Genomic DNA, 25,595 nt, shown 5'->3' with positions numbered 1-25,595 from the left:
CTCAAAACGGCCGTTACGGAGCAACCGATGAGGGGGTTAGTCGAGGCCGCGGCGTTTCAGCAGGGGCTCCAGCCGGGCGTCCCGGCCGCGAAGCGCGCGGAAGGATTCCAGCGGGTCCCTGCTGTTGCCGCGGGAGAGCAGCTCCTGGCGGAAGCGTTCACCGTTGGTGCGCGTTATGCCGCCGTTCTCGGTGAACCAGTCCACGGTTTCGGCATCCAGCGCCTCACTCCAGATGTACGAGTAATAGCCGGCCGCATAGCCAGCCCCGGCGAAGATGTGCTGGAAATAGCCGGTGCGATAACGCGGCGGGATCAGGGCATGAGCCACGCCCACGGCCGCGAGGGACTTCGCCTCAAACGCCAGGACGTCGTCGGGGATTTCGGTTTCGTCCAGCACATGCCAGGCCAGGTCCAGCAGCGCGGCACCGAGGTATTCCGTGGTCCCGAAGCCTTCGCCCCAGAGCCGTGAGTCGTTCAGCTTGTCCACCACCTGCTGCGGAAGCGGTTCGCCGGTGGCGTGGTGCCGGGCATAATGGGCAAGCACCTCCGGCCACAGGATCCACATCTCGTTGACCTGCGACGGGTATTCCACAAAGTCACGGGGGACAGCAGTCCCGGCGAACCGCGGATACGTCACGTTCGACAACAAGCCGTGGAGTGCGTGTCCGAACTCGTGGAAAGTGGTGCGTAGCTCGTCCAGCGTCAGGAGTGTGGGCTCGCCTGCCGGCGGCTTGGAGATGTTGAGGTTGTTGATCACCACGGGCCGGGTGCCCAGCAGGCCCGACTGGTCCACCAGCGAGTTCATCCAGGCGCCGCCCCGCTTGGATTCGCGGGTGTAGTAGTCGCCCAGGAACAATCCCAGTCCGCTGCCGTCCTGGTCCCGGACTTCCCAGACGCGGACGTCCGGGTGGTAGCCTGCGAGGTCCTTGCGTTCGTGGAACGTGATGCCGTAGAGGGATGTGGCGGCGAAGAAGACGCCGTCCCGGAGCACGCGTTCCAGCTCGAAATAGGGGCGGAGTGCCTGCTCGTCCACGGCGTATTTTTCCCGCCGCACCTTGGCTGAGTAAAACGCCCAGTCCCAGGCCTCCAGCGGATGCCCTGCCGCCTCGGTCAGGGCCGCAGCCTCGGCGTCGGCATTGCGCACAGCCGCCGGGGCCAGCCTGGTCAGCATGGACTGGACCGCGTCAAAGTCGCGGGCCGTCTGGCGGTCCACCACGAGTTCGGCATAGTTGGCGAAACCCAGAAGGGCTGCCTTTTCAGCGCGCAGGCGTGCCGTCGACCTGGCCAGTTCCAGGACGTCCAGGCTGCCGCCATCACTGCCCCGGCCGATGGAAGCTTCAAACAGCCGACGGCGGATGTCCCGGTTTTCGAGGGCAGCCAGGGCAGGCTGGTTGCTGGGCTGGATCAGCGTCAGCAGGAATTTTCCGTCGTGGCCAACGGCGCGGGCCGCCTCAGCAGCGCTGGCGACATCGTCCGCCGGCAAGCCGGCCAGTTCGGCTGCCGTGTCCAGCAGCAAGGCAGAAGATTTCATGGCCTCCTTGACCCGCTGGCCAAACTCCGTGCCCAGTTTGGACAGCTCCGCGTTGATTTCCTTCAGCCGTTCCTGGTCCGGCTTTTCGAACTGGATCCCGGACTGGCGGAATTCCTTCACGTACTCCTCCACGAGCCGGACGGACTCACCGTCCTGCCCGGAGGTGTCAATCGCCGCGAACCTGTCGAACAGTGCCCGGTTGAGGTAGATATCGTCCTGATGCGCCGAAATGCGGGGTGAGAGTTCGGTTTCCAGGTCACGGATTTCGTCTGTTGCGTCGGCTGAGGCAAGGGTGAAGAAGGAGTCGGCCGCCCGCTGGAGCAGTTGGCCGGACTTCTCCATGGCCAGGGCCGTGTTCTCGAAGTCCGCCGGCGCCGGGTTGTCCACGATCGCCAGGATTTCCACCAGATGTTCCGTCAGGCCAGCGTCGATGGCTTCGGCGTAATCGGTTGGTTTGATCCGGGCAAAAGGCGGCAGCCCATAGGGCAGCGCGCTGGCGCTGAGGAGGGGATTCGTCATCACGCTAACCTTTCACACTGGCGCATGCTTCTCAACGCGCGGCTTTGCCGAATTTGCGCGGCGGCCAGACCTAGAATGACGCTTATGGGGAAAAGGTTGGGCGCTGCTTCGGTGCGCGCTGTTGCTGTTCGTTCCGCTGCTGCGGTGTCCGCCGGCGTCCTGGCCGCTGCCCTGCTGGCAGGATGCGGCCTGGTCGCCGAACAGACCGCTCCTTCCTCCGGTGCAGCTGCGAGTACCGGCGCCGGGACAAGGCAGCCAAGCCCGACGGCGACCCCCACCCCGACGCCCACTCCCACCCCCGGCGCGGGGCCGGCCTGCCCCACGCTGCGGTGCACGTCCGTCGTCGTGACCGGCGACATGCTGGTCCACACCCAACTCTGGCAACAGGCCCGCGACGATGCCGCCGCAGCAGGCAAACCAGGGCTGGACTTCACCCCGCTCCTCGAAGGCCAACGAAAGTACATCCACGCCAGCGACCTCGCTATCTGCCACCAGGAAACGCCCGTGGCCGGGCCCGATGGCCCGTTCTCCGCGTACCCGTCATTCAACGTCCCGCCGCAGATCATCACAGCCGTTAAGGCGGTGGGGTACCAGGCCTGCACCACCGCGAGCAACCACACGATCGACCGGAGCACGGACGGAGTACTGCGTACCCTGGACGCCCTGGATGCGGCGGGGCTGAAGCACACCGGTTCCTACCGCACCCAGACCGAGTCGCAGGGAATCCTGATCCTGCAGACCAACGCCGCCAAGATTGCCATCATCCAGGGAACCTACGGGCTCAACGGCCAATACCCTGAATACGACTGGCAGGTGGACATGCTGGACGCGCCCACCATGATCGCCAAGGCCGTGAAAGCGCGGGCTCTCGGCGCGGACATCGTGCTCGGTGCCATGCACGCCGGCGACGAGTATGCCAGTGAAGCCAACGCTCAGCAGCAGGAGGTGGCCCACGCCCTGGTGGACAGCGGCCAGTTCACCATGATCTACGGCCACCACACCCACTCGGTGCTGCCCATCGAAAACTACAAGGGAACCTGGATCGTCTACGGCCTGGGCAACGGAGTCGCCGAACTGTCGCCCTGGCACGTAGTGAACAACGAGGGCCTGCTCGTGCGGGCACAGTTCAGCCAGGACGCAGCCGGGAAGTGGACGGCGTCGGACCTGACCTGGGCCCCCTCGGTGATTGTCCGCGACCCGTACCGCTGGTGCTCGGTGGCAACCGATGCACCGCAAGGCGTCTGTGCAACTCCCGAGGCCGACGCCGCCACCAGGGTGAGGACCGCCACGGTGGTGGACTCGATGGGCGCGGCTGCTGCCGGCGCGCACGAACTGCTGATCACCAAGGATCCCTGAGACGGTTCGACGGGGAAATCGTCCGCGCAGCGCTACTCAGCGCGGACGGCGCGTTGCGTGCTCCCGGGCCAGCACCGCGTAGCGGTCGTCCGGGGCGCCGGCCGTGAAGGTGCCGTATTTACGCTCGGCGGCGGTCCTTATGAGGAAGTCGGCGATGGCAGGGTTCTTGGGCAGCAGCGAACCGTGCAGGTAGCTGGCCACCACATTCTTGTAGCGCGCGCCCTCGTGGCCGTCGCTGCTGTTGTTGCCGGTACCTTTCGCGGTGGTCCCCAACGGCCGGACGCCCGCACCCAGCGTGGTCTGCCCGCTGTGGTTCTCGTATCCCAGCACCTCGCCGAACTCTTCGGTGGCCACCCGGACGTTGCCGATCAGGCGCTCGTCCGTGCCGTGTGTCTCCACGTCCAGGACACCGATGCCCGGTATGACCGAGCCTAAGCGGGTCTTGAAGAAGCGCCCGAACAGCTGGTACAGCCCGCAGATCACCAGCATGGGTGCGCCGTCCTCGGCCAGCTTCGTGAGGACGCCGGCCTGCGACTGCAGGTCGTCCTTGATGACCAGCTGTCCGCTGTCCTGGCCGCCGCCCCCGACAATCAGGTCAACGTCGGCCGGAAACTCGTCGCCGACGTTGTACTCCAAGAGAACCGGGGTGTAGCCGTGCCAGCTGATCCGCTGCTTGAGCACCAGGGCGTTGCCCCAGTCGCCGTAGATGTTCATGTCCCGCGGGTAGAGCTGCAGGACCCGGATGGTCCCCTTGGAATTCTGTTCGACGCCGTCCGGCCCGATGCCGGTTGATTCAGCGGTCATGAGACCACCTCCACTGTGGTGATTTTGGACAGCTCGCGGCGGATGGCCAGCATGGCTGTGTAGGTGCAGAAGATCCGCTTCGGTTTGCCCTTGGCGTCCCGGATGAACGCGGCGAGTGCGGGCGCGATCTCCGGCTGGACCCCGCCGATCCGGACGTCGTCATACTGCAGCCGCAGCGCCATGTCGTAGGCGCGGGAACCTGTCAGCTGGTCCACGCCGCCGTCGCGGAGCGAATCGAATTCCACGTCCCAGAGCCAGGACATGTCCCGGCCGTCGGCGTAGTTGTCGTTGATGGCGATCATGGTGGCGTAACCGCCCGCGGGGAAGGACTTCAGTCCCAGCCGGAAACCGCTGGGGTTCTTCACCAGGACGAGGTCCAGGGGCTGGCCGTCCACCGTGAGGCTTTCGCCGCGGCCGAACGCCGGCTCCACCTGGGACAGCGCGGTGAGCAGGGTGGCGTGGTCGGCTGTGGCGGCACCGCCGCCACAGATGCTGCGGGCCAGGGTCAGCGCCGCAGCCGCGTTAAAGATGTTGTAGACGCCGCGGAGCTTCATCGCGGTGGTGACCGTGGCGCCGTCGTACTCAAAATCGGCGGTGTCCGGCCCCACTTTGCGGAGTACGACGTCGGCGGCTGGCTTGTGGGGGAGCGCTGCGGGGGCGGGGCTGCCGGGCGCTGCCCGCATGTCGTCGTCGTTGGGGAACGTGCTAAGGAGCGAATCGTCCAGGCCGAAGTACTGGACGTCCTGGCCGGTGAGGGTTTCCGCGATGCGGGCCACCCGCGGATCCTCCCGGTTGAGGACCACGGTTCCGGTGGTTTTGTCGGCGATGTGCTGCAACAGCTGGGCCGTTTTGTCGATCTCGCCGAACCGGTCCAATTGGTCACGCAGGACGTTGAGCAGCAGGCTGTACCGCGGCGGAACACGGTTCACAAAATGCGTGGCGTGGGCTTCGTCGAGCTCCAGCACGGCGACGTCGGCCCGGAGCCTGCCGCGCCAGTCCACTTCGCCCAGCAGGGCCGCCGCCACGCCGCGGGTGAAATTGCTGCCGGTGCGGTTGGTGAAGACCTTCAGGCCCTGGCTTTCCAGGAGTTCCACCACCATCTTGGTGGTAGTGGTTTTGCCGTTGGTTCCGCTCACCACGGCGACGCCGTGGGGGAGCGTGGAGAGTGTCCGCTGCATAAAGCCGGGATCGATTTTTTCGACCACCAGCCCGGGCAGCGCGGACCCTCCGCCCCTGAGCCGGGACACCCGGCGGACCAGCTTGCCGAGCGGAACACTGATGTAAAGCATGCTCTGTAATATATCCCAGCAACGGCATAGAACCCTTCCCGGAAGCGCTTCCGGCGCCGCCCCGGGACCAGCGCACATTATGCTGATTGGATGACAAACCCCCTTTCGGCTGCTTCTGCACGCGTGGGCTCGGGCCTCCGGATCGGCGTCCTGGCACTTCAGGGCGACTTCCGCGAACACCTCCGGGCCGTGGAAGCTGCGGGTGCCGCCGGCGTCGGAATCCGCCGCCCCTCCGAACTGGACGGCCTGGACGGTCTCATCATTCCCGGCGGAGAATCCACGGCCATCGACAAGCTGGCCCGCGCCTTTGAGCTGGCCGGACCGTTGAAGGACCGGATCCGCGACGGACTGCCGGTCTACGGTTCCTGCGCCGGCATGATCCTCCTCGCCGACGAGATCGCCGATCCGGCCACAGACCTGGCCGGCAACCCGCAGCAGACCTTCGGCGGCCTGGACATCACAGTGCGGCGCAACGCCTTCGGCCGCCAGCGCGAGTCATTCGAAACGGACCTGGATTTCAAGGGCCTGGACTTCAGCGCCACGGAATCCGGTGTCGCTCCGGTGCACGCGGTGTTCATCCGCGGACCCTGGGTGGAACGCGTCGGCGACGGCGTGGAGATACTGGCACAGGTGGAGCCCGCAGACCCTGAGCACGCGTCCCACGCGGCGACTCTGCCGGGGACAGCTAGAATTGTTGCAGTGCGTTCCGGCCACCTGCTGGCCACCTCCTTCCACCCGGAAGTGACTGGGGAGAAACGCGTACATGAACTTTTTATCCGCATGATCAGAGGAGACGCGTAAAGCATGTCAGGACACTCCAAATGGGCGACTACCAAGCACAAGAAGGCCATCCTCGATAGCCGCCGTGCAAAATCGTTCGCCAAACTGATCAAGAACATCGAAGTCGCCGCGCGTATGGGCGGACCGGACCTCGCCGGCAACCCGGGCCTGGAACTCGCCGTCACCAAGGCCAAGAAGACCTCCGTTCCGGCCGACAATATCGACCGTGCCATCAAGCGTGGCGCCGGCCTCACCGGCGAAGTGGTTGACTACACCGAGATCATGTACGAATGCCGCGGCCCGCAGGGTTCGGCGCTGCTGATCGAGTGCCTCACGGACAACAAGAACCGAGCCGCCTCCGAGGTCCGCCTGGCCATCTCCCGCAACGGCGGCACCATCGCCGATCCCGGTTCGGTGAGCTACCTGTTCAGCCGCAAGGGCGTTGTCTCGCTGCCGAAGAACGGCCTGAGCGAGGACGACGTCCTGATGGCCGTCCTCGACGCCGGAGCCGAGGAAGTCAAGGACAACGGGGAAAGCTTCGAGATCCACTCCGAGCCGACCGACCTCCAGGCCATCCGCGATGCCCTCAAGGAAGCCGGAATCGAATACGAGACCGACGAGGCCGAGTTTGTGCCGTCCATGCAGGTGCCGCTGGACCTCGATGCCGCCAAGAAGTTCATGAAGCTCGTGGACGCCCTGGAAGAGCTCGACGACGTCCAGAACGTGTACAGCAACGCCGACCTCAGCGACGAAGTCCAGGCCGCCCTGGAAGCCGAGTGACCTTCGGCTTTGTGGCCTAAGGCGGATGTCCCAGGGTGACCCTGCGCGTATTAGGCGTTGACCCGGGCCTCACCCGGTGCGGCATCGGCGTGGTGGACGTCGAGCGGAACAGGCGCGCCACAATGGTGGCAGTCGGAGTGGTGGGTACCTCTCCCGAGGAGACCCTGGACCAGCGCCTGCTGGTTATTGCCTTGGCCATCGACGAGTGGCTGGACCGCTACGAACCCCAGGTGCTCGCCGTCGAACGCGTTTTTTCCCAGCTCAACGTCAGCACGGTAATGGGCGTGGCACAGGCCTCCGGTGTGGTGATTGCCGCCGCGGCCCGGCGCGGCATCCCGGTGGCTCTGCATACGCCGTCGGAAGTGAAAGCAGCGGTGACCGGCAGCGGTACCTCCAACAAGGAAGCCGTGACCAAACTCGTCACAAAAATCCTCAGGCTGGACGCGCCGCCGCGGCCGGCGGACGCTGCAGATGCCCTGGCCCTTGCCATCACCCACGCCTGGCGCGCGGGCAGCGGAGCCGCGGTGGCCACCACCGGCCCCGGCAGCCTGTCGCTGACGCCTGCCCAGCGCGCGTGGGCCGATGCCGAGGTGAAAGCGCGCCGCGCACGCTGAATGTCCGGGGCGCTTGCTAGGGTATTCGTAGATATGTTCGGATAGCCGGTCCTACCCCCAAGAGCCCGGCAGTACACCAGGAGCCCGGCTTTGATCAGTTTCCTTCGCGGAACCGTAGCGCACGTTGGCCTTTCCGCTGCCGTGATCGACCTCAACGGGGCGGGCATGAGCGTCAACGCTACACCGCAGACCCTCAGCCGCCTCCGCACCGGCGAGGAAGGCAAGCTCTTCACGTCGCTGATCGTGCGCGAGGATTCCCTCACCCTGTTCGGTTTTGCCACCGACGACGAACGCGAGGTCTTCGATGTCCTGCTCAGCGTCAGCGGCGTAGGTCCGCGGCTCGCGCTGGCGGTGCTCGCCGTGCACGAGCCTGAAGCGATCAGGGTTGCCGCGCACACGAGTGACAGCAAGACGTTCACCACGGTGCCCGGCATCGGCCCCAAAGTGGCCGGCCGGATTGTGCTGGAACTGGCCGGCAAGCTGGTGCCCCACGGAACGGCAGGTGCCGCCGGCGTGTCCACTCCGGCCGAAGCGGCCTGGAAGCCCCAGGTGGTGGCGGCCATGACCAGCCTCGGGTGGTCGGAAAAGGATGCCGGTGCCAGCATCGAGAAGGCCCTTGCAGACGATCCCGAGGTGGAATTCCGTGGCAATGTGGCCGAGATCCTGCGGACCACGCTGCGCTGGCTGGGCCAGGACGGCGCGCGGGCCGGTAACCGCGTAGGCAGCCGTGGCTGAGCCTTCTGTGGTGGCGGCTGGGGAGGAACCCGAGGAACGGGCGATTGAAGCCGCCCTCCGGCCGAAGAACCTCGATGACTTCGTCGGCCAGCACCGGGTCCGCAGGCAACTCTCGCTGGTCCTGCAGGCCTCCCGGATGCGGGGGCGCAGCGCGGACCACGTGCTGTTTTCCGGCCCTCCGGGCCTCGGCAAAACAACCCTGGCCATGATCGTGGCCGCTGAAATGAACGCGCCACTGCGGATCAGCAGCGGTCCGGCCATCCAGCACGCCGGCGACCTCGCCGCCATCCTTTCCTCCCTTTCCGAAGGGGAGGTCCTCTTCCTGGACGAGATCCACCGGATGTCCAGGCCGGCAGAGGAAATGCTCTACATGGCCATGGAAGATTTCCGTGTGGACATTGTGGTGGGCAAGGGCGCCGGGGCCACCGCCATTCCGTTGGAACTGCCGCCCTTCACCCTGGTGGGTGCCACCACGCGCGCCGGTCTGCTGCCCGGCCCGCTTCGGGACAGGTTCGGGTTCACCGGGCATTTGGAGTTCTACAGCGTTGCCGAGCTCGAACTGGTGCTCAGGCGCTCCGCCGGCCTGCTGGACCTCAAGGTCAACTCTGCGGGCTTCAGCGAAATTGCCGGCCGGTCCCGCGGTACGCCACGTATCGCCAACCGCCTGCTCCGCCGGGTCCGGGACTGGGCACTCGTGCATGGGATTGAGCAGATTGATGCCCGCGCCGCTTCCGCTGCCCTGGACATGTATGAAGTGGATAAGCGAGGCCTGGACCGGCTGGACCGGGCAGTCCTGGAGGCACTCATTACGAAGTTCGGCGGGGGACCCGTGGGACTTTCCACCCTGGCCATTGCGGTGGGGGAGGAGACCGAGACCGTGGAAACGGTGGCGGAACCGTTCCTGGTGCGCGAAGGCCTGCTGGGCCGGACGCCCAGGGGACGCATCGCCATGGCTCCGGCCTGGACCCACTTGGGTTTCGCCGTACCGGCAGGAGTTTTCGGGCAGGAACCGCTTGATCTGTTCGAACCGGACCCGGAAAGCGCCGAGTCCGCGGCCGAATGGGTACCGAACGGCCAATAGCACTGTCCTCCCAGCTTTTCCCTTTAGACTGGTATGACTCCCGGCACGTTCGGGTCTGTGTTCCCGCGACGGCTCCGAGGAGCCGCTGCCTGCCAGGCAGGATTCTCTGCAATGGGGAACGACGCGGACGCTGCCAAACACCCGATACGCCAGTACAGAACGGAATCTTCCCTGTGGATCCAATGAACATCGTCTTGTTCGCAATGCTCGGAATCTTTATCTTCATGATGTTCCGCCGCAACAAGAAGACCAAGGAGCAGCAGGCAACGCTGCAGTCCCAGTTCGAGCCCGGTGTTGAGGTCATGACAAGCTTCGGACTCTTCGGCCGGATTGTCTCCATGGACGACGCCGAGAACAAGGTTGTCCTGGAACTCTCGCCCGGGAACCTGGCCACCGTCCACCGCCAGTCAGTGACCAAGATCGTGGAGCCTGTCGAAGCCGAGACTCCGGTCGTCCCGGATGACGCCTCAGCCCTGACCACTGAAGAAGCGGGCACCCCGACGGCATCCGCCGAAACCCCGGACGAGACCCTGAAGCGACACAACGACGAGGGCAAGAAGGACAGCTAGTCCTCGCCGCACGGCAGCCCGCGTTACAACACCTCTACGGCTGGGGACAACCGCCGGTGGGACTGATAGCTTCCGCCGGTGGTTCCTCCGTAAATAAGAGAAAGATTCACAATGGCACGAACTGGCCCTAACAACTCAGGCCTGAGGGTACTGGTGTGGCTCGGCGTAGTCCTCGCCGTGCTGACCGCCGTCCTCGCCGGCGGCACCCTTGCCGGACAGGCAAGCTGGGCACCCAAACTGGCACTGGACCTCGAGGGTGGCACCCAGATGATCCTGGCGCCCAAGGTTGAGGGCGGTTCGGACATCAATGAAGAGCAGCTCAACCAGGCCGTGGCCATCATCCGCCAACGTGTGGATGGTTCAGGTGTTGCCGAAGCGGAAATCAGCACGCAGTCAGGCCGCAACGTAGTGGTCAGCCTTCCGGGTACACCCACGAAGGAAACCCGCGACCTGATCCAGGCCTCCGCGGACATGAACTTCCGTCCCGTATTGCTGAACGGCGACGGCGCGCCCGTCCCAACGGAATCCCTCACCCCCGAAGACCAGCTTCCGAAGCCCACGGCGGAGCCCGCCAACGGCAGCGATATCAACTGGATCACCGCGGACATCTACCGGCAGTTCGAAACCATGGACTGCAACAATCCTGCGCCGGAGAGCCCGGAAGCCTCCGATCCCACTAAACCCCTGGTTACCTGCGAACCGGCAACAGAGACCACGCCGGCCATCAAGTACATCCTGGGTCCAGTGGAGGTCAAGGGCGGCAACATTGTCACGTCCTCCTTCCAGCTGCAGCAGGGTGCGCAGGGCGCTGTGACCAACGACTGGGCCGTCAACATCCAGTTCGACGACGAAGGCACCGCCAAGTTCAAGTCGGTCACCGAACGCCTGAACCAGTTCTATGTGGCAGCCGGCGGCGAAACCGGCAACGACCCCAAGGCTCAGTTCGCCATCGTTCTCGACGACCAGGTCATTTCCGCGCCGCGCTCCTTGGCCGTCATCACCGACGGACGTCCGCAGATCACCGGCGGATTCACCGAACAGACCGCCAAGGTCCTTTCCGACCAGCTTCGCTTTGGTGCACTGCCCATCAGCTTCGAGATCCAGAGCGACCAGCAGATCTCCGCCACCTTGGGTGGCGAACAGCTCCGTATGGGCCTCCTTGCAGGCATCATCGGTTTGCTCCTGGTGGTGGTCTACTCACTCTTCCAGTACCGGGCCTTGGGCCTGGTGACCATTGCATCGCTGGTGGTGGCCGGCGCCCTGACCTATCTGGCCATCGCCCTCCTGGGCTGGACCGAAAACTACCGGCTTTCCCTGGCCGGCGTGGCTGGCCTCATCGTCGCCATCGGCCAGACCGCTGACTCGTTCATCGTCTACTTTGAACGCATCCGCGATGAACTCCGCGAAGGCCGTGGATTGGTCTCCGCGGTGGAGAACGGCTGGAAGCGGGCCAAGCGCACTGTCCTGGCCTCCAAGGCCGTGAACCTGCTGGCCGCGCTGGTGCTTTACTTTGTGGCCGTCGGCAACGTCCGCGGGTTCGCTTTCACGCTGGGTCTGACGGCCATTGCCGACCTCATCGTGGTCTTTATGTTCACGCACCCGACGCTGCAGCTCCTGGCGCGCACCAAGTTCTTCGGGGAGGGCCACCGGCTCTCCGGCCTGGATCCCAAGCGGCTGGGTGTTGTGCCGCTCTACCGCGGCGCCGGGCGCCTGCGCACGCCGGAGGCCAAGCCGTCCGTGGTCCGCGCCAAGAACACCGGCGCGGCGGCCGAGGCTGAACGACGCATGACCATCGCAGAACGCCGCCTCGCGGAAAAGCAGGAGCAGCTCACCGGCTCCTCCAAGAGCGCAGCCAAGGAGAACAAGTAATGTCCAGCAGCTTCGCCAATTTCGGCAACGAGCTCTACACCGGGAAGCGCTCCTACAACTTCGTCGGTGCCAAGAAACTGTGGTTCATCATCGCGGCGGTGGCGGTGGCGCTGTCCATCCTCATTCCGGTTGCCAAGGGTGGCTTCAACCTTGGCATCGAATTCCGCGGCGGTTCGGAGTTCACCGTCTCCAACGTGCAAAGCACCGACTCGGCCCTTGGTGAAAAAGTTGTCGAAGACGTTGTGGCCGGCAGCGTTCCGCGTGTCGCCAATGTCGCCGGTACCACCATGCGGATCCAGACGGACAAGCTCACGGATGACGAGACTCTCCGGATCAAGGAAGGCCTCACCTCGGCCTACGGCGTCACTAACAACGAGGTGACATCAACCTTTATCGGACCCACCTGGGGTGCGGATGTCACCAAGCAGGCCCTGATTGGCCTGATCGTCTTCGTGGCCCTGGCCGCGGTGCTGATGGCGCTGTACTTCCGGACCTGGAAGATGTCACTGTCTGCAATGGCTGGAATGCTGGTGACGATGATGATCACCGCCGGCGTGTATGCCCTCAGTGACTTCGAGGTGACGCCCTCAGCCATCATTGGGTTCCTGACGGTGCTCAGCTACTCCCTCTATGACACGGTGGTGGTCTTCGACAAGATTCGTGAGAACACCGCGGATCTCGATGCGTCCACGCGCCGTACTTTCGGTGAGGAAGTCAACCTCGCCGTCAACCAGACCCTGGTGCGTTCCATCAACACCATGATGGTGGCCATTCTCCCGGTCGGTGCCATCCTGTTCATCGGGGCCGGCCTGCTGGGGGCCGGCACGCTGCGCGACCTGTCGCTGGCACTGTTCGTCGGAATTCTGATCGGTACGGCGGCCACGATATTCATCGCTGCCCCGATGTATGCCTGGCTGCGCCAGAACGAACCTGACCTGGTGAAGCAGGCGAAACGCGTCGAACACCGCAGGTCCGCCAACAACGCCCGGACCGAAGAATCGGCTGAGCCCGCAGAGGCCTGACCTTTTGCATCAAAGCGGGCCGGGCGGCGTCGGAATACCGACGTCGCCCGGTCCGTTTCGCATTCAGGCGCCGGTTACATAAGTGAACTGGCGGGGGAATAGACTGGGGTAATTAAACAGTCGTGAGGGGTGCTTCATTGGAAGAACGTTCGGCGTCGGTGCCAGCGGCAGGCGGGGATAACAGTCCGGGACACGGAGTTCAGACCGGACTGACCGCTTCCGCACGCCCGGCGCCAGTTGTTCCCGTGGACAAATCGGGCGCCCGCCCTACATTTCCCGGACGCCGCGAACGTACCCGCTCCCGTCTGGCCCGGCTGACCGGCCGCGGCACGGCAACCTATTCGCCCATTCTTGAGCCGCTGCTGCGTACCGTCCGTGCGAACAACCCAAAAGAAGATTTTGATCTCATCCAGCGCGCCTTCGAGGTGGCTGAGCAGAGCCACCGTGGGCAGAAGCGCAAGAGCGGTGATCCCTACATCACCCACCCCGTGGCCGTAGCCACCATCCTCGCTGAGCTGGGCCTCAGCGGAACCACACTCGCCGCGGCACTGCTGCACGACACGGTCGAGGACACCCCTTACACACTGGCGGACCTCAAAAGGGACTTCGGTCCCGAGGTTGCCATGCTGGTGGACGGCGTCACCAAGCTGGACAAAGTCAGCTTTGGTGAAGCCGCGCAGTCCGAGACCGTCCGCAAGATGGTTGTGGCCATGGCCAAGGACATCCGGGTCCTGATGATCAAGCTCGCGGACAGGCTCCACAACGCCAGGACCTGGCGGTTTGTCTCCGCGGAGTCATCGGCACGAAAAGCCCGCGAAACCCTGGAAATATTCGCGCCCCTGGCCCACCGGCTGGGCATGAACACCATCAAATGGGAGTTGGAGGACCTGTCCTTCGCGGCCCTCTATCCAAAGGTCTATGAGGAAATCGTCCGGATGGTGGGCGACCGCACCCCGGAACGGGAGAAAAGCCTCGGCGTCATCCGGGACCAGATCACTGAGGATCTCCGTACTGCCCGGATCAAGGCCACCATCACCGGCAGGCCGAAGCACTATTACTCGATCTACCAGAAGATGGTCGTCCGGGACAAGGATTTCGACGACATCAACGACCTCATGGGCGTCCGTGTACTCGTCGATTCGGTCCGGGACTGTTACGCCGCCCTGGGCACTATGCATTCGCGCTGGAACCCGCTGCCGGGGCGGTTCAAAGACTACATCGCCATGCCCAAGTTCAATATGTACCAGTCGCTGCACACCACGGTGATCGGACCCGGCGGCAAGCCCGTGGAGATCCAGATCAGGACCCACGAAATGCACCGCCGTGCTGAGTACGGTGTGGCCGCCCACTGGAAGTACAAGGATCAGCCCAGCCTTACGGCTGTCGGGCCGGGCAGCCCCCGCGACGGTGACATGGGCTGGCTGAGGTCCCTGGTGGACTGGCAGCAGGAAACGTCCGATCCCGGGGAGTTCCTGGACTCGCTGCGGTTTGAGATCAATGCCCGCGAAGTCTTTGTCTTTACCCCCAAGGGTGAGGTCATGGCACTGCCCGCCGGATCGACTCCGGTGGATTTTGCCTACGCCGTCCACACCGAAGTGGGACACCGCACCATCGGCGCGCGGGTCAACGGCAAGCTTGTGCCCTTGAACAGCGAGCTAAACCACGGTGACTGGGTTGAGATCTTTACCTCCAAGGCCGAAGGTGCCGGGCCCAGCCAGGACTGGCAACACTTCGTCAAGAGTGCCCGCGCCCGGAACAAGATCCGCCAGTGGTTCAGCAAGGAACGGCGCGAAGAAGCAATCGACCGCGGCAAGGAACTGCTGACCCGCGCCATGCGCAAGCAAAACCTGCCCCTGCAGCGCCTGATGACGCACGAGGCCCTCGCGGCGGTAGCCGCAGAGTTCAAGTACCTTGACATCTCGGGCCTCTACGCCGGCGTGGGCGACGGTCATACGTCAGCGCAGTCGGTCATGGAGAAACTCGTTCAAAGCCTGGGCGGCAACGAGAGCACTGACGACGACATCACTGAAGTCAGCATCCCCACGCAGGTGGCCAAAACCAAGTTCTCCGATTCCGGCGTGGTGGTGCGCGGCGTTGGCGATGTCTGGGTGAAGCTCGCGCGCTGTTGCACGCCCGTTCCGCCGGACCCGATTCTCGGCTTTGTCACCCGCGGCTCCGGTGTTTCGGTGCACCGCACGGACTGCACCAACATTTCGGATCTCCGGGACCAGCCCGACAGGATTGTCGAGGTGGACTGGGCACCCACCCAGTCAAGTGTTTTCCTGGTGGAGATCCAGGTTGAGGCGCTGGACCGGAAGTCCCTGCTCTCCGACGTCACGCGTGTGCTGTCCGAGAACCACGTCAACATTCTGGCGGCAAGCGTGAACACCTCCACCGACAGGGTGGCCATCTCCAGGTTCGCCTTCGAGATGGGCGACCCCAAGTACCTCAGCCACGTTCTCAGTGCCGTGCGGCGCATCGACGGCGTGTTCGACGTCTACCGGACCACCGGTAACAAGCGCCGGAGCTAGCAAGGCCAGCTTTTCCAGTGCGGCCCGTTTGTGGGGGACCCGCGGGCTGGCCTCAATGGCCAGAATCAGCAGGCGCAGCCGCACGTCCCGCTCCGGACGGGCCAGCAACCCCGCCAGTGCTGGCAAGGCCCGGTGGGCGTCGACATGCAGGGCGATGTCGACGGCGGTGCGGAGTGGACTCGACACCATCAGCCCGCCCATGCTGACAACGTCGAACGGACCAAGCCGGACTTCATGGAGCGTGCAGCCCCTTGTGTTGCGGAGGCTCGAAATCCGCCGCTTCGCATCCACAAGCAAGGCCAGCCGGTCCGGTTCAGCCGCACAGCCGTAGATCCAGGCCGCCGTCATCCGCCCGGCCACCACGCGCTGCCTGACGGCCGCCGGAACCGCGTTGGCCACCGTTCTGGCCCGCACCTGGGGTGACGCGGGAGCATCCGGCAACGTGAAGCCGTGCTGGTGGAACTGCGCCAGGACACCGTCCGCTGCCAGCGACTGGAGTTCGGGCCACGCGAAAGGCTTGCCGGGCGAATACAGGTCCGGGTATTGGGGTGGTGGGGAGGTGGCCATCCCTCCATCCTGCCGCGTCTTCCCTTAACGCGCACAGGCCCGGTCCCGGTTATGTGGATAACCGGGGCCGGGCCTGTGCGTCCTCCGACAGACGCCTGATGAAGGCGTCCTCAAACTACTTGCTAGGAAAGCTCGCTGGCCGAGCGCTGGATCTGGTCCAACCAGGCCTGCCTCGCCTCGAGGGCTTCGCGGGCCCCCTTGATCTTGCGCTGGTCGCCGGCTTTCTCGGCCTTGGCGAGATCGTCCTGCAGGCCGGAAATGGCTGCTTCCAGCTGCGACAGGGCGCTGTTGGTGCGGGCCTTCGTCTCAGGGTTGGAGCGCTGCCAGTTTTCCTCTTCGGCGTTGCGGACTGCGTCCTCCACCTTGCGGAGGCCGGCTTCGATGCGGCCCATGTCGGCGCGGGGCACCTTGCCGGCTTCTTCCCAGCGGTCCCGGACAGACTGGAGCGCCTTCTTCGCCGCGGCCAGGTCCTTGACCGGCAGAATGCTGTTCGCTTCGACGAGGAGCGCTTCCTTCACCGTGAGGTTGGCGGCGTATTCCTGGTCGATCTCCTCGTTGGCTGCCTGCCGGTGCGTGAAGAACACATCCTGCGCGGCACGGAAACGGGCCCAGAGGGCGTCGTCGTCCTTGCGGCTGGCGCGCGGTGAGGCCTTCCATTCATCCATGAGCCGGCGGTATTCGCCGGCCGCAAAGCCCCAGTCGGTGGACGAGGACAGAGCCTCGGCTTCGGCGATGAGCTTCTCCTTGGCCGATTTTGCGGCCGAGTTGGTGCTGTCCAGCTGGGAGAAGTACGCGCGGCGGTGACGGTCGAAAACTGTGCGGGCGGCACGGAACCGCTTCCACAAGGCGTCCTCGTTGCTGCGGCCAAGCCGGATGCCGCCCTTCTGGGCTGTCTTCCAGCTTTCAAAAAGATCGTTCATCCGGGCGCTGGAGGTCTTCCATTGGATCTGTGCGGGATCCTGCCCCGAGATCTCTTCGGCTTCGGCCACGATGGCCTCGCGGGCCGCGAGCTCGGCGGAGCGAACGGCGTCGTGTTCTGCCTTCTCTGCCTTTTCGAGTTCTGCGATCTGCACGGAAACAGCGTCGAGCCGCGCTTCGGTGGAACGAAGATCTCCCACCATGTTCCGCTCCGCCAGCTGCTCGCGCAGGTGCGTGACGGTCTTCTGCATATCGGTGCTGGGCGCCTTGGAGCTGATGCGCTGTTCCAGGAGCAGGACCTGCGCAACTATGTCGTCATGCTTCCGCGCGAAGTAGGCAAGGGCTTCGTCATTGCTGACGCCGGGGTACTGGCCCACCGGGTGCTCATCGCCGTCGATCGTCAGGAATACGTGGCCGTCACCCTCGACACGGCCCCACTTTGCAGCTTCCGCCAGCGAAGTCGCGGAGGCGACGGGTGCCGGTGCTGCCACAGGTGCGGCTGCTGCCGGCTTGGGCCGGGCAGCGAAGGCTGCCGGTGACGGGGCGGGTCGAGGTGCCGGAGCAGGCACCGGAGCCGGGGCTTCTTCAGCCGCGCTCTCGCCTTCAGCCGCGCTCTCTTCAACCGGGGCGGCCGGGACCTCGGCACGTTCGGCCTGGAGGCCCACGCTCTCTGGATCCACGTCCGCTTCAGTTGCGGTTTCGTCAACCGTGGCCTGTTCGGCGGTTGCCTGGACAGCGTCTGCCTGGTCAGCCACGGGGGCCGCTACCTCGGTCAGGTCTGCTGCTGTTTCGTCGGATTTCTGACTGTCTGTCACCGCTAAAAGTCTTTCGCTTGGAGGGAAATACTCACGTACTGCACCGCGGCCGTAACGGCCTGGCTTCCTACTTCAGAGAAACCGAGTCTATCGTGACTGGTTGCACAGGTGCGCCGTCTGATGCGCTGGAGCCGGGCTTGATTCCCGCGGCGGCAATGGCGTTGACTGCTTCCATTCCAGAGGTCACCTTGCCCACCACCGTATAGCCCCCGGCAGAGTCGGCGGGAATCACCGTGTCTTTGTAGACCACAAAGAACTGCTTGCCGTTACCGTAGGCGTTGTCGCCGGACCGGGCGATGGCAATCGTGCCCGCAGGGTAGATGTTGTCTGCCGGGGTGTTTTCGAGGGGACCCCAGGTGTACTCGGGGTCGGCAGCAGCGGTGGCGCCACCGCACTGCAGGAGTCCGAAGGTGTCGCCCGTGGTCAGCCGGTGGCACGCGCTGCCGTTGTAGAAGCCATCGTCCGTCAATGCTTTGAAGACCGCGGCAGCCTGGGGTGCCTTGGTACCGTCGATTTCGACGCCGAGCACGTTCCCGTTCAGTGCCAATTCACCGGTAAACACCTTCCCGGCGGCAGTGTCCGGGGCCGGGATGTTCGCGCCGTTCGTGGCCGGCGCGGAAGGCGTGGGGGAGTCGGTTGGGCTGGTCAGGCCGGCCTCCGCGGCGGCGAATTCCTCTTCGGTGGGATTGCCGGCAAAGGCAGTGAACTGAAGCACGACGGCGAGCAGGACGGCGGCGGTTCCGGCGCAGGCGGCGATGAGGTTGTCGCGCTTGCGGCGTTTCTCCTGGTCCCGCCGCAGCTCGCGCTTTGCCTCCATCTGCTGGATGCGCCGTTTGGCTTCGCGGGCGTTGCGTGGACTGGCCGCCAATGGTCCTCCTTGTATCGGGCCGCGTCCGGTAGGAACTGAATCCGGAGGCGGTTGTCTGCCGGCAGCCTTGCGGCGCCGGCCGCCGTATTAGAGATGCCGGCGGATGACGCATAAACTGACTGCCGCACATAGTTTATGCATGAGTTGCCGGACTGCCGCCGTTCCCCGCCCGTTTCGGGCGGAATGCCGGGCAAAGTCCCAGGCACCCTTCATCAAGAGGAGAACATCCACCATGGCACGCACAGCCTCCCTGTCCGGATTCCCCGAGTGGCTTCCTGAGGAGCGGCTGGTGGAGCTGCACGTGCTGGACACCCTTCGCAAGGTTTTTGAGCTGCACGGCTTCGCGTCCATCGAGACCCGTGCCGTGGAAACCGTGGGCCAGCTGCTGCGCAAGGGTGAGATTGATAAGGAGGTCTACGGCCTCAGCCGCCTTCAGGACGACGATGCCGACACCTCCGACGCGGGCAAGGCCGGCAAAGCTGACCCCAACGCCCTCGCGCTCCACTTCGACCTCACTGTGCCTTTTGCGCGGTACGTCGTTGAGAACGCCGGGTACCTGGCGTTCCCGTTCCGGCGCTACCAGATCCAGAAAGTCTGGCGCGGGGAGCGCCCGCAGGAAGGCCGGGCCCGCGAATTCACCCAGGCAGACATCGATGTGGTGGGCGACGGCGAGCTGCCGTTCCGCTATGACGTGGAGATTGCCCTGGTCATTGCCGAAGCCTTGAGCGCACTGCCGATTCCGGACTTCCGCCTCCGGATCAACAACCGCAAGCTTGCCGAAGGCTTCTACCGCGGCATCGGCCTGGATGACACCGCCGGTGTGCTCCGCAGCATCGACAAGCTGGAAAAGATCGGCGCAGCCAAGGTCGCAGATCTGCTCAAGACCGAACTGGGTGCTACTGATGACCAGGCGCAGGCCGCGCTGAAGCTGGCAGGAATCCGTACCGAGGACACCTCGTTTGTGGCCCAGGTCCGTGCGCTCGGCGTGACGAACGACCTCCTTGAGGAGGGCCTGAATGAACTGGAACAGGTGATCGAAGCGGCCGTGCAGCGCGCGCCGGGCAAGGTTGTTGCCGATCTCAGCATCGCCCGCGGCCTGGATTACTACACCGGCACGGTGGTGGAGACGGTCCTGGTGGGCCACGAACAGCTCGGTTCCATCTGCTCCGGCGGCCGCTACGACGCGTTGGCGAGCAAGGGCAACCGCAAGTTCCCCGGCGTCGGCCTCTCCATCGGTGTGACGCGGCTGGTTTCGCGCATCCTGAGCCAGGACCTGGCCAAGGCCTCCCGTTCGGTGCCCACCGCCGTGCTGGTGGCGCTCACCACTGACGACAGCTGGGGTGCCGCGCAGGACGTTGCCGCCCAGCTCCGCAGCCGGGGCATCGCCACCGAAGTCGCTGCCAAGGCCGAGAAGTTCGGCAAGCAGATCAAATTCGCGGACCGCCGCGGGATCCCGTTCGTCTGGTTCACCGACGACGACGGCAAGCACCAGGTCAAGGACATCCGGTCCGGCGAGCAGGCCGACGCCGATCCCGCAACCTGGACGCCGCCGTCGGAAGACCTTAACGTCCAGGTCACAACAGTCCAGGTGCCAGCGGCAGCAGCCCAGCCGGCCTGACCGACCCGGTGTTCAGCTAGCGGCGCAGCCGAAGCACCACGAACCGGCCGGCCGCGCCGACGGCCAGCACGGCGGCCATCCCCAGCACCGAGACGTGCGGCAGCGTGAAAGCCAGCAGCAGGCAGCTGATGAAGCCAACCACATTGAGCCACCTCGGACCGTGGGCCGGGTGCTCCTCCAGGGTGTACGCCGCGGCGTTCGTCACCGCGTAGTAGATGAGCACACCGAAGCTGGAGAACCCCACCACCGTCATCACGTCAGTGGTCAGGATCAGGAAGATCACGACGGCGCCCACCGCCAGTTCCGCCACGAACGGCACCGTGTGCTTGCCGCCCACTCGTGCCAGGGGCGCCGGCAGATCGCGTTCCCGCGCCATGGCCAACGTTGTGCGGCCCACTCCCGTGATGAGCGCAAGCAACGCACCTAGGCACGCCGCTGCCGCGCCGGCCTGAACCACCGGCGCACCGGCGGCGAGTTGCGAATTGACCACAGCGTCCAGCAGCGGGGCCGTGGTGGCGGCCAGCTTGCCTTCGGTCAAGTGGTTTTGGAGCAGCAGCGCCAACGCCAGGTAGATGACGAAGGCGCCGGCGAGGGCAGCCAGGATCGCACGCGGAATGGTCCTGGCCGGATCCTTGACTTCCTCTCCGAGGGTGGCGATGCGCGCATAGCCGGCGAAGGCGAAGAACATCAGGCCGGCGGCCGGCAGCACGCCACTAAAGCCGGCGGTAGCTCCGCCGTCGGACGTTCCGCCTGCCGAAAAGTCCGCAGGATGCGGCCCCACGATGGCGGCAGCGGCAACAAACACCAGGGTGGCCAGGACAACGCACAGCAGGATTCTGGTCAGGAGTGCTGTGCGGGTAATGCCAAACAGGTTCACGGCGGTCAGCGCCACCACCGCAGCGATGGCAACCGGCACCGCGTAGCCCGGTGACACATAGTGGCCGAACGTCAGGGCCATGGCGGCGCAGGAGGCCGTCTTGCCGCTGACAAATCCCCAGCCGGCCAGGAAACCGGGCCATTCCCCCAGGCGCTTCCGGCCGTACACGTACGTTCCGCCGCTGGCCGGATACCGTGCAGCCAGTTCCGCGGAGGCCACCGCGTTGCAGTAGGCCACGGCACCCGCGATCAGGACCGAAAGGACCAGGAAATTTCCGGCCAGGCCCGCGGCGGGGGCGAAGACCACAAAAACGCCGGCCCCGAGCATGGAGCCCAGGCCGATGGACGTGGCGTCAAACACGCCGAGCCTCCGTTGAAGCTGCTGGTGTTCGGGCATGGGGGAGTCGCGCCTTTCCAGCGGGTAAACTCAGACGGGATTGTTCCCGGAACGATCCTATGCAGTTTTATCTTTTGTTTTCCTGCTGTCGTCTTCAGAAAGGCGTGCTGTGCTGCGCACACATGACCTCGGATCCCTTCGCTCCGAGCACATTGGACAAACCGTAACCCTGGCTGGCTGGGTGGGCCGCCGTCGTGATCACGGTGGTGTTGCATTCGTGGATCTGCGCGATGCGTCCGGCGTGGCCCAGGTTGTGGTCCGTGAGGAAGAGGTCTTCCATGGCCTGCGCAACGAGTACGTCCTGCAGATCACCGGCACCGTCTCCAAGCGCCCGGAGGGCAACGAGAACCCCGCTCTGGCCACTGGCGCCATCGAGGTCATGGCGGACAAGGTGGTTATCCTCAACACCTCCGATCCGCTGCCGTTCCAGATCGACGAACACGTGGAGGTCGGTGAGGAAGCCCGCCTGAAGCACCGCTACCTCGACCTGCGCCGCCCCGGCCCCGCCCGCAACCTCCGGCTGCGCTCCGAAGCCAACCGGATTGCCCGTGAACTGCTCCACCAGGACGGTTTTGTCGAGATCGAGACCCCCACGCTGACGCGTTCGACGCCGGAAGGCGCCCGCGACTTCGTGGTCCCCGCCCGCCTGGCGCCGGGTTCCTGGTACGCACTGCCGCAGTCACCGCAGCTTTTCAAGCAGCTCCTGCAGGTGGGCGGCTTCGAGAAGTACTACCAGATCGCGCGCTGCTACCGCGACGAGGACTTCCGCGCCGACCGCCAGCCCGAATTCACCCAGCTGGACATCGAAGCCAGCTTCGTGGACCAGGACGACATCATTGCCCTGGGCGAAAACATCGTCAAGGCGCTGTGGAAGCTGATCGACGTCGAGATCCCCACGCCCATCCAGCGCATCACCTACGCAGACGCCATGGCGCGCTATGGCTCGGACAAGCCCGATCTCCGCTTCGGCGTGGAATTGACTGAGCTCACCGAATTCTTCAAGGACACCGGATTCGGCGTCTTCAAGGCCCCGTATGTCGGCGCCGTGGTGATGCCCGGCGGCGCTTCCCAGCCGCGACGCACCCTGGACGGCTGGCAGGAATTCGCCAAGCAGCGAGGCCACAAAGGCCTGGCCTACGTCCTCTTCAAGGAAGACGGCGAACTGGCCGGCCCTGTTGCCAAAAACCTGAACGAAACCGAGCGTGCAGGCCTCGCCGACGCCGTGGGCGCCAAGCCGGGCGACTGCATCTTCTTCGCCGCCGGTGAGAAGTCAGCGGCCCGTGCCCTCCTGGGTGCTGCCCGCGTGGAGATCGGCCACCGCACCGGCCTGATCGACCCCAGCGCCTGGGCCTTCTGCTGGGTGGTTGACGCCCCCATGTTCGAACCGGCCGCCGCAGCGGTGGCGTCCGGCGATGTGGCTGTTGGCGCCGGAAAGTGGACGGCCGTCCACCACGCCTTCACCTCGCCCAAGCCCGAGTTCATGGACACGTTCGACAAGGACCCGGAATCGGCCCTGTCCTACGCTTACGATATCGTCTGCAACGGCAATGAAATCGGCGGCGGCTCCATCCGTATCCACGAGCGTGACCTCCAGGAACGCGTCTTCGAACTGATGGGGCTGGACAAGGCAGACGCCCAGACTAAGTTCGGCTTCCTGCTGGAAGGCTTCAAGTTCGGCGCTCCTCCGCACGGCGGTATCGCGTTCGGCTGGGACCGCGTGGTGGCATTGCTGGCGGGCGTTGAGTCCATCCGCGACGTTATTGCCTTCCCGAAGACAGGCAACGGATACGATCCGCTGACCCAGGCCCCCGCGCCGATCACGGCGCAGCAGCGCAAGGAAGCCGGCGTGGACTTCAAGCCCCAAACGAAAACGGAAGAGCCCAAAAAGGCCGAGTAATCTGAACAACGCAGTCGAGGGCCTCCCCGGGAAACCGGGGGGCCTTTCGCCTTGGAAGGGTGGTACGCCATGACAGTTTCACGTCCTGCACCAGCCCTTGCCCTGCCCGGGCTTGAGGCGCTGATGGATGCCGCCTGGCCGGCCCCGGACCGCGAAGAATCCGACGGCTGGGTGCTTCGCGCGGCCTCCGGCGTGACCCAGCGCGCCAATTCGGTCTGGCCGCGCGAGCCTGAGGGCAACACCCGCCGGCAGCACGAGGCTCTGCGTGCGGCGCGGCTCTGGTACCGCGGCCGGCGCCTGCCGCTGATTTTCCAGGTCTTCGATGATCCCCGCTCCACCGGACTGAATGCCATCCTCGACGGGGAAGGCTTCACCCGGCAGTCCGAAACACTGGTGATGTGCCGGAGCAACGGCGTCCAGGCGGCGGACCAACCTGCGCTAACCCATCCTGCGGCGGCCCAACCCGGCGTCGAGATCTCCACGGTCCCCAGCGATGAGTGGCTGGAGCTGTGGTGGAGCGTGGACGGCCGCGGCGGCCCGGCCGAGCGCGAGACCGCACGCAGCATCCTGGCAGGCTGCCCGTCGCTCTATGCGCTGGTGAGGTCCCACGACGGCGTTCCCGCCGCCGTCGGCCGGCTCGCTCTCCCTCCCGCCGGGGAAGCAACAGGGGGTTGGGGCGGGCTGTACTGCATGGCCACCCGCCCGGACGCCCGGCGGCGCGGCCATGCCCTGCGGATCATGCAGGCACTCTTGTACGAAGGCGCCGTCCGGAACCTGGCCGGCTACTGGCTGCTGGTCACCGCAGCAAACTCCTGGGCCCAGCAGCTCTACGCCAAGGCAGGATTCCAGGAAGCCTGCCGCTACCTTTACCGGCAGGAACGGCCCAAGCGGCACCTGACCGGCTGTTGACGGTGTTTGCGGCGGCTGCAATGCACGGGCGCATCCACGGCAGGGGTTCATCAAGGGCTCAGGTACATCATGGCTCCGGTACATCAACGCTTATCCCAAGGGGTTCGCGCCCGTCAGGTGGCCCGGTGGCGCCGGCGATCATCACCTTTTCGCCTGCGATCCCGATGGCGTAAACACGGAGATCCTCCTGTTCGAGTGCGGTGTGGTCCACTGTCCGGGCCGCAAACTCCCTGCCGTCGCCGCTGACCATAAGAACGGGCGCGTGTGATGGCGTGGCCGCCCTTGGGTTGCCAGCAGCACAAACCCTTCGCCGTTAGTGGCCAGCCGGGGGGGAAGGCCACCTCCTGATCGGAGGACGGAGCATCCAGGTCGGTTCCGTGCTCCCAGGTCAGTCCGTTGTCGCCGCTGGAGTAGGTCGAATAGCGAACGGGTTTCCCGGTGGAGCTCTGTTGCACCAGGGCCACCGTCCGCGATGGCCCCGCAGTGAGCGACATCGAACGCCTGGACCTGATCCTCGAAGCCGAGGGCGACAGCACCAACCGGTAGAGGCTGGCCAAGCAGGCTGACGTGCTGATGCTGCTCTACGTCCTTGGCGAGAAGGAATTGACGCTCTTTCTGGCCGGGCTGGGCTATGAAGTGTCCGCCGCACAACTCGCCGAGACAGTCGATTACTACCTGGCCCGCACGGCTCACGGCTCCACGCTCAGCCGCGTGGCACACGCTTCAGTGCTAGCCGCGATGGGCACGGAGCGGGCCTGGAGCACTTTCCGTGAGGCGCTGAGCGCTGACCTTCGACGACACCCAAGGCGGCACCACTCACACAGGCATCCACCTTGGCGCCATGGCCGGAACCATCGATGTTATCAGCGCAGCTTTGCTGGCCTCAGAATCACCAGTGATGCCCTTCTTTTCGCCCCAAAAATGCCAAAAGAAATAGAGTCAGTTTCCTTCCGTGTCCGCTACCGGGACCATCTACTCGCCGTCAACCTCGAACACGGCACGTTGACTGTTTCAGCGGCTCCCGGAGACGCCTCCGCCATTCGGCTGCAGGTCGGCTCCGAACGCGTCCTTCTGGGCGCCGGCGATACACGGCACTTCCCGCTTGTTGCTGGCTAAGGTCTCCCGGCATGTACCTGTCCGGGGCAGGTCCGCTGAATAAGGAACCCGCTGAATCAGGTCCGCTGAATAAGGAACCCGCTGAATCAGGTCCGCTGAATAAAGAACCCGCTGAATAAAGAAACACGACGGCGG

Annotated in this window: 20 protein-coding genes; 14 read left to right on the top strand and 6 right to left on the bottom strand. The window is 65.1% G+C overall.

Features of this window, described 5'->3' with window-relative positions:
* Positions 1–36: 36 nt before the first annotated feature.
* Positions 37–2,049 (bottom strand): M3 family metallopeptidase, encoded by a 2,013-nt coding sequence (locus ACX80X_RS06250; protein ID WP_459311513.1) that lies wholly within the window; start codon positions 2,047–2,049, stop codon positions 37–39.
* An 84-nt stretch (positions 2,050–2,133) separates the two neighbouring features.
* Here ACX80X_RS06250 and ACX80X_RS06245 point away from each other — a divergent pair, with 84 nt between their 5' ends.
* Positions 2,134–3,405 carry a CapA family protein gene (locus ACX80X_RS06245; protein WP_252599462.1) on the top strand — a complete coding sequence of 424 codons (1,272 nt, stop codon included), beginning with the start codon at positions 2,134–2,136 and terminating at the stop codon, positions 3,403–3,405.
* A 36-nt stretch (positions 3,406–3,441) separates the two neighbouring features.
* On the opposite strand, the gene ACX80X_RS06240 is transcribed toward ACX80X_RS06245, so the two are convergent.
* Both ACX80X_RS06240 and ACX80X_RS06235 read right to left on the bottom strand, forming a co-directional pair.
* The gene (locus ACX80X_RS06240) at positions 3,442–4,209 is read right to left on the bottom strand and encodes a type 1 glutamine amidotransferase (protein WP_252599461.1); all 768 of its coding nucleotides are present in this window, start codon (positions 4,207–4,209) and stop codon (positions 3,442–3,444) included.
* Positions 4,206–5,498, bottom strand: coding sequence for a Mur ligase family protein (locus tag ACX80X_RS06235; RefSeq protein ID WP_058932336.1), 1,293 nt, complete (start codon positions 5,496–5,498; stop codon positions 4,206–4,208). Before ACX80X_RS06235 ends, ACX80X_RS06240 begins: the two co-directional genes overlap by 4 nt.
* Before the next feature lie 90 nt (positions 5,499–5,588).
* On the opposite strand from ACX80X_RS06235, the gene pdxT reads away from it, so the two are divergent.
* From pdxT to ACX80X_RS06190, 9 genes are all read left to right on the top strand, one after another.
* Positions 5,589–6,299, top strand: a complete 711-nt coding sequence (gene pdxT, locus ACX80X_RS06230; RefSeq protein WP_459311510.1) for a pyridoxal 5'-phosphate synthase glutaminase subunit PdxT — start codon at positions 5,589–5,591, stop codon at positions 6,297–6,299.
* 3 nt (positions 6,300–6,302) lie between these two features.
* Positions 6,303–7,058, top strand: a complete 756-nt coding sequence (locus tag ACX80X_RS06225; RefSeq protein WP_058932337.1) for a YebC/PmpR family DNA-binding transcriptional regulator — start codon at positions 6,303–6,305, stop codon at positions 7,056–7,058.
* Positions 7,059–7,093: 35 nt separating this feature from the next.
* The gene (ruvC, locus tag ACX80X_RS06220; RefSeq protein ID WP_252599459.1) at positions 7,094–7,672 is read left to right on the top strand and encodes a crossover junction endodeoxyribonuclease RuvC; all 579 of its coding nucleotides are present in this window, start codon (positions 7,094–7,096) and stop codon (positions 7,670–7,672) included.
* A gap of 90 nt (positions 7,673–7,762) precedes the next feature.
* Complete coding sequence (gene ruvA, locus ACX80X_RS06215) at positions 7,763–8,407, top strand: Holliday junction branch migration protein RuvA (protein WP_141140748.1); 645 nt, start codon at positions 7,763–7,765, stop codon at positions 8,405–8,407.
* Positions 8,400–9,488 carry a Holliday junction branch migration DNA helicase RuvB gene (gene ruvB, locus ACX80X_RS06210; RefSeq protein ID WP_459311508.1) on the top strand — a complete coding sequence of 363 codons (1,089 nt, stop codon included), beginning with the start codon at positions 8,400–8,402 and terminating at the stop codon, positions 9,486–9,488. The genes ruvA and ruvB overlap by 8 nt, the downstream gene beginning before the upstream one ends.
* Positions 9,489–9,670: 182 nt before the next feature.
* The gene (gene yajC / locus ACX80X_RS06205; protein WP_252599457.1) at positions 9,671–10,057 is read left to right on the top strand and encodes a preprotein translocase subunit YajC; all 387 of its coding nucleotides are present in this window, start codon (positions 9,671–9,673) and stop codon (positions 10,055–10,057) included.
* A 111-nt stretch (positions 10,058–10,168) separates the two neighbouring features.
* Positions 10,169–11,926, top strand: coding sequence for a protein translocase subunit SecD (gene secD / locus ACX80X_RS06200; protein WP_058932341.1), 1,758 nt, complete (start codon positions 10,169–10,171; stop codon positions 11,924–11,926).
* A complete protein-coding gene (secF, locus tag ACX80X_RS06195; RefSeq protein WP_252599455.1) occupies positions 11,926–12,948 on the top strand; it encodes a protein translocase subunit SecF in 1,023 nt (340 codons plus the stop codon). The genes secD and secF overlap by 1 nt, the downstream gene beginning before the upstream one ends.
* A gap of 137 nt (positions 12,949–13,085) precedes the next feature.
* The gene (locus ACX80X_RS06190; RefSeq protein WP_305884755.1) at positions 13,086–15,479 is read left to right on the top strand and encodes a RelA/SpoT family protein; all 2,394 of its coding nucleotides are present in this window, start codon (positions 13,086–13,088) and stop codon (positions 15,477–15,479) included.
* A 689-nt stretch (positions 15,480–16,168) separates the two neighbouring features.
* Here the strand turns inward: ACX80X_RS06190 and ACX80X_RS06185 are convergent.
* Positions 16,169–17,779: a DUF349 domain-containing protein gene (locus ACX80X_RS06185; protein WP_252599453.1), complete on the bottom strand. Its 1,611-nt coding sequence runs from the start codon at positions 17,777–17,779 to the stop codon at positions 16,169–16,171.
* A gap of 67 nt (positions 17,780–17,846) precedes the next feature.
* Positions 17,847–18,647 carry a peptidylprolyl isomerase gene (locus tag ACX80X_RS06180; RefSeq protein WP_252599452.1) on the bottom strand — a complete coding sequence of 267 codons (801 nt, stop codon included), beginning with the start codon at positions 18,645–18,647 and terminating at the stop codon, positions 17,847–17,849.
* Positions 18,648–18,879: 232 nt separating this feature from the next.
* Between ACX80X_RS06180 and hisS the strand changes: the two genes are divergently transcribed.
* A complete protein-coding gene (gene hisS / locus ACX80X_RS06175; protein WP_252599451.1) occupies positions 18,880–20,265 on the top strand; it encodes a histidine--tRNA ligase in 1,386 nt (461 codons plus the stop codon).
* Between the two features lie 16 nt (positions 20,266–20,281).
* On the opposite strand, the gene ACX80X_RS06170 is transcribed toward hisS, so the two are convergent.
* A complete protein-coding gene (locus tag ACX80X_RS06170) occupies positions 20,282–21,538 on the bottom strand; it encodes an APC family permease (protein ID WP_252599450.1) in 1,257 nt (418 codons plus the stop codon).
* Positions 21,539–21,647: 109 nt separating this feature from the next.
* On the opposite strand from ACX80X_RS06170, the gene aspS reads away from it, so the two are divergent.
* The 3 genes from aspS (at position 21,648) to ACX80X_RS06155 (ending at position 25,460) form a co-directional block, all read left to right on the top strand.
* Positions 21,648–23,435, top strand: a complete 1,788-nt coding sequence (gene aspS, locus ACX80X_RS06165; RefSeq protein ID WP_252599449.1) for an aspartate--tRNA ligase — start codon at positions 21,648–21,650, stop codon at positions 23,433–23,435.
* Between the two features lie 69 nt (positions 23,436–23,504).
* Positions 23,505–24,344, top strand: coding sequence for a GNAT family N-acetyltransferase (locus ACX80X_RS06160; RefSeq protein WP_252599448.1), 840 nt, complete (start codon positions 23,505–23,507; stop codon positions 24,342–24,344).
* Between the two features lie 549 nt (positions 24,345–24,893).
* Positions 24,894–25,460, top strand: a complete 567-nt coding sequence (locus ACX80X_RS06155; protein ID WP_256476814.1) for a glycosyl hydrolase family 65 protein — start codon at positions 24,894–24,896, stop codon at positions 25,458–25,460.
* Positions 25,461–25,595: the final 135 nt, after the last annotated feature.

The organism is Pseudarthrobacter sp. MDT3-1, assembly GCF_054510755.1.
This window is presented reverse-complemented; position numbering and strand designations above follow the sequence as displayed.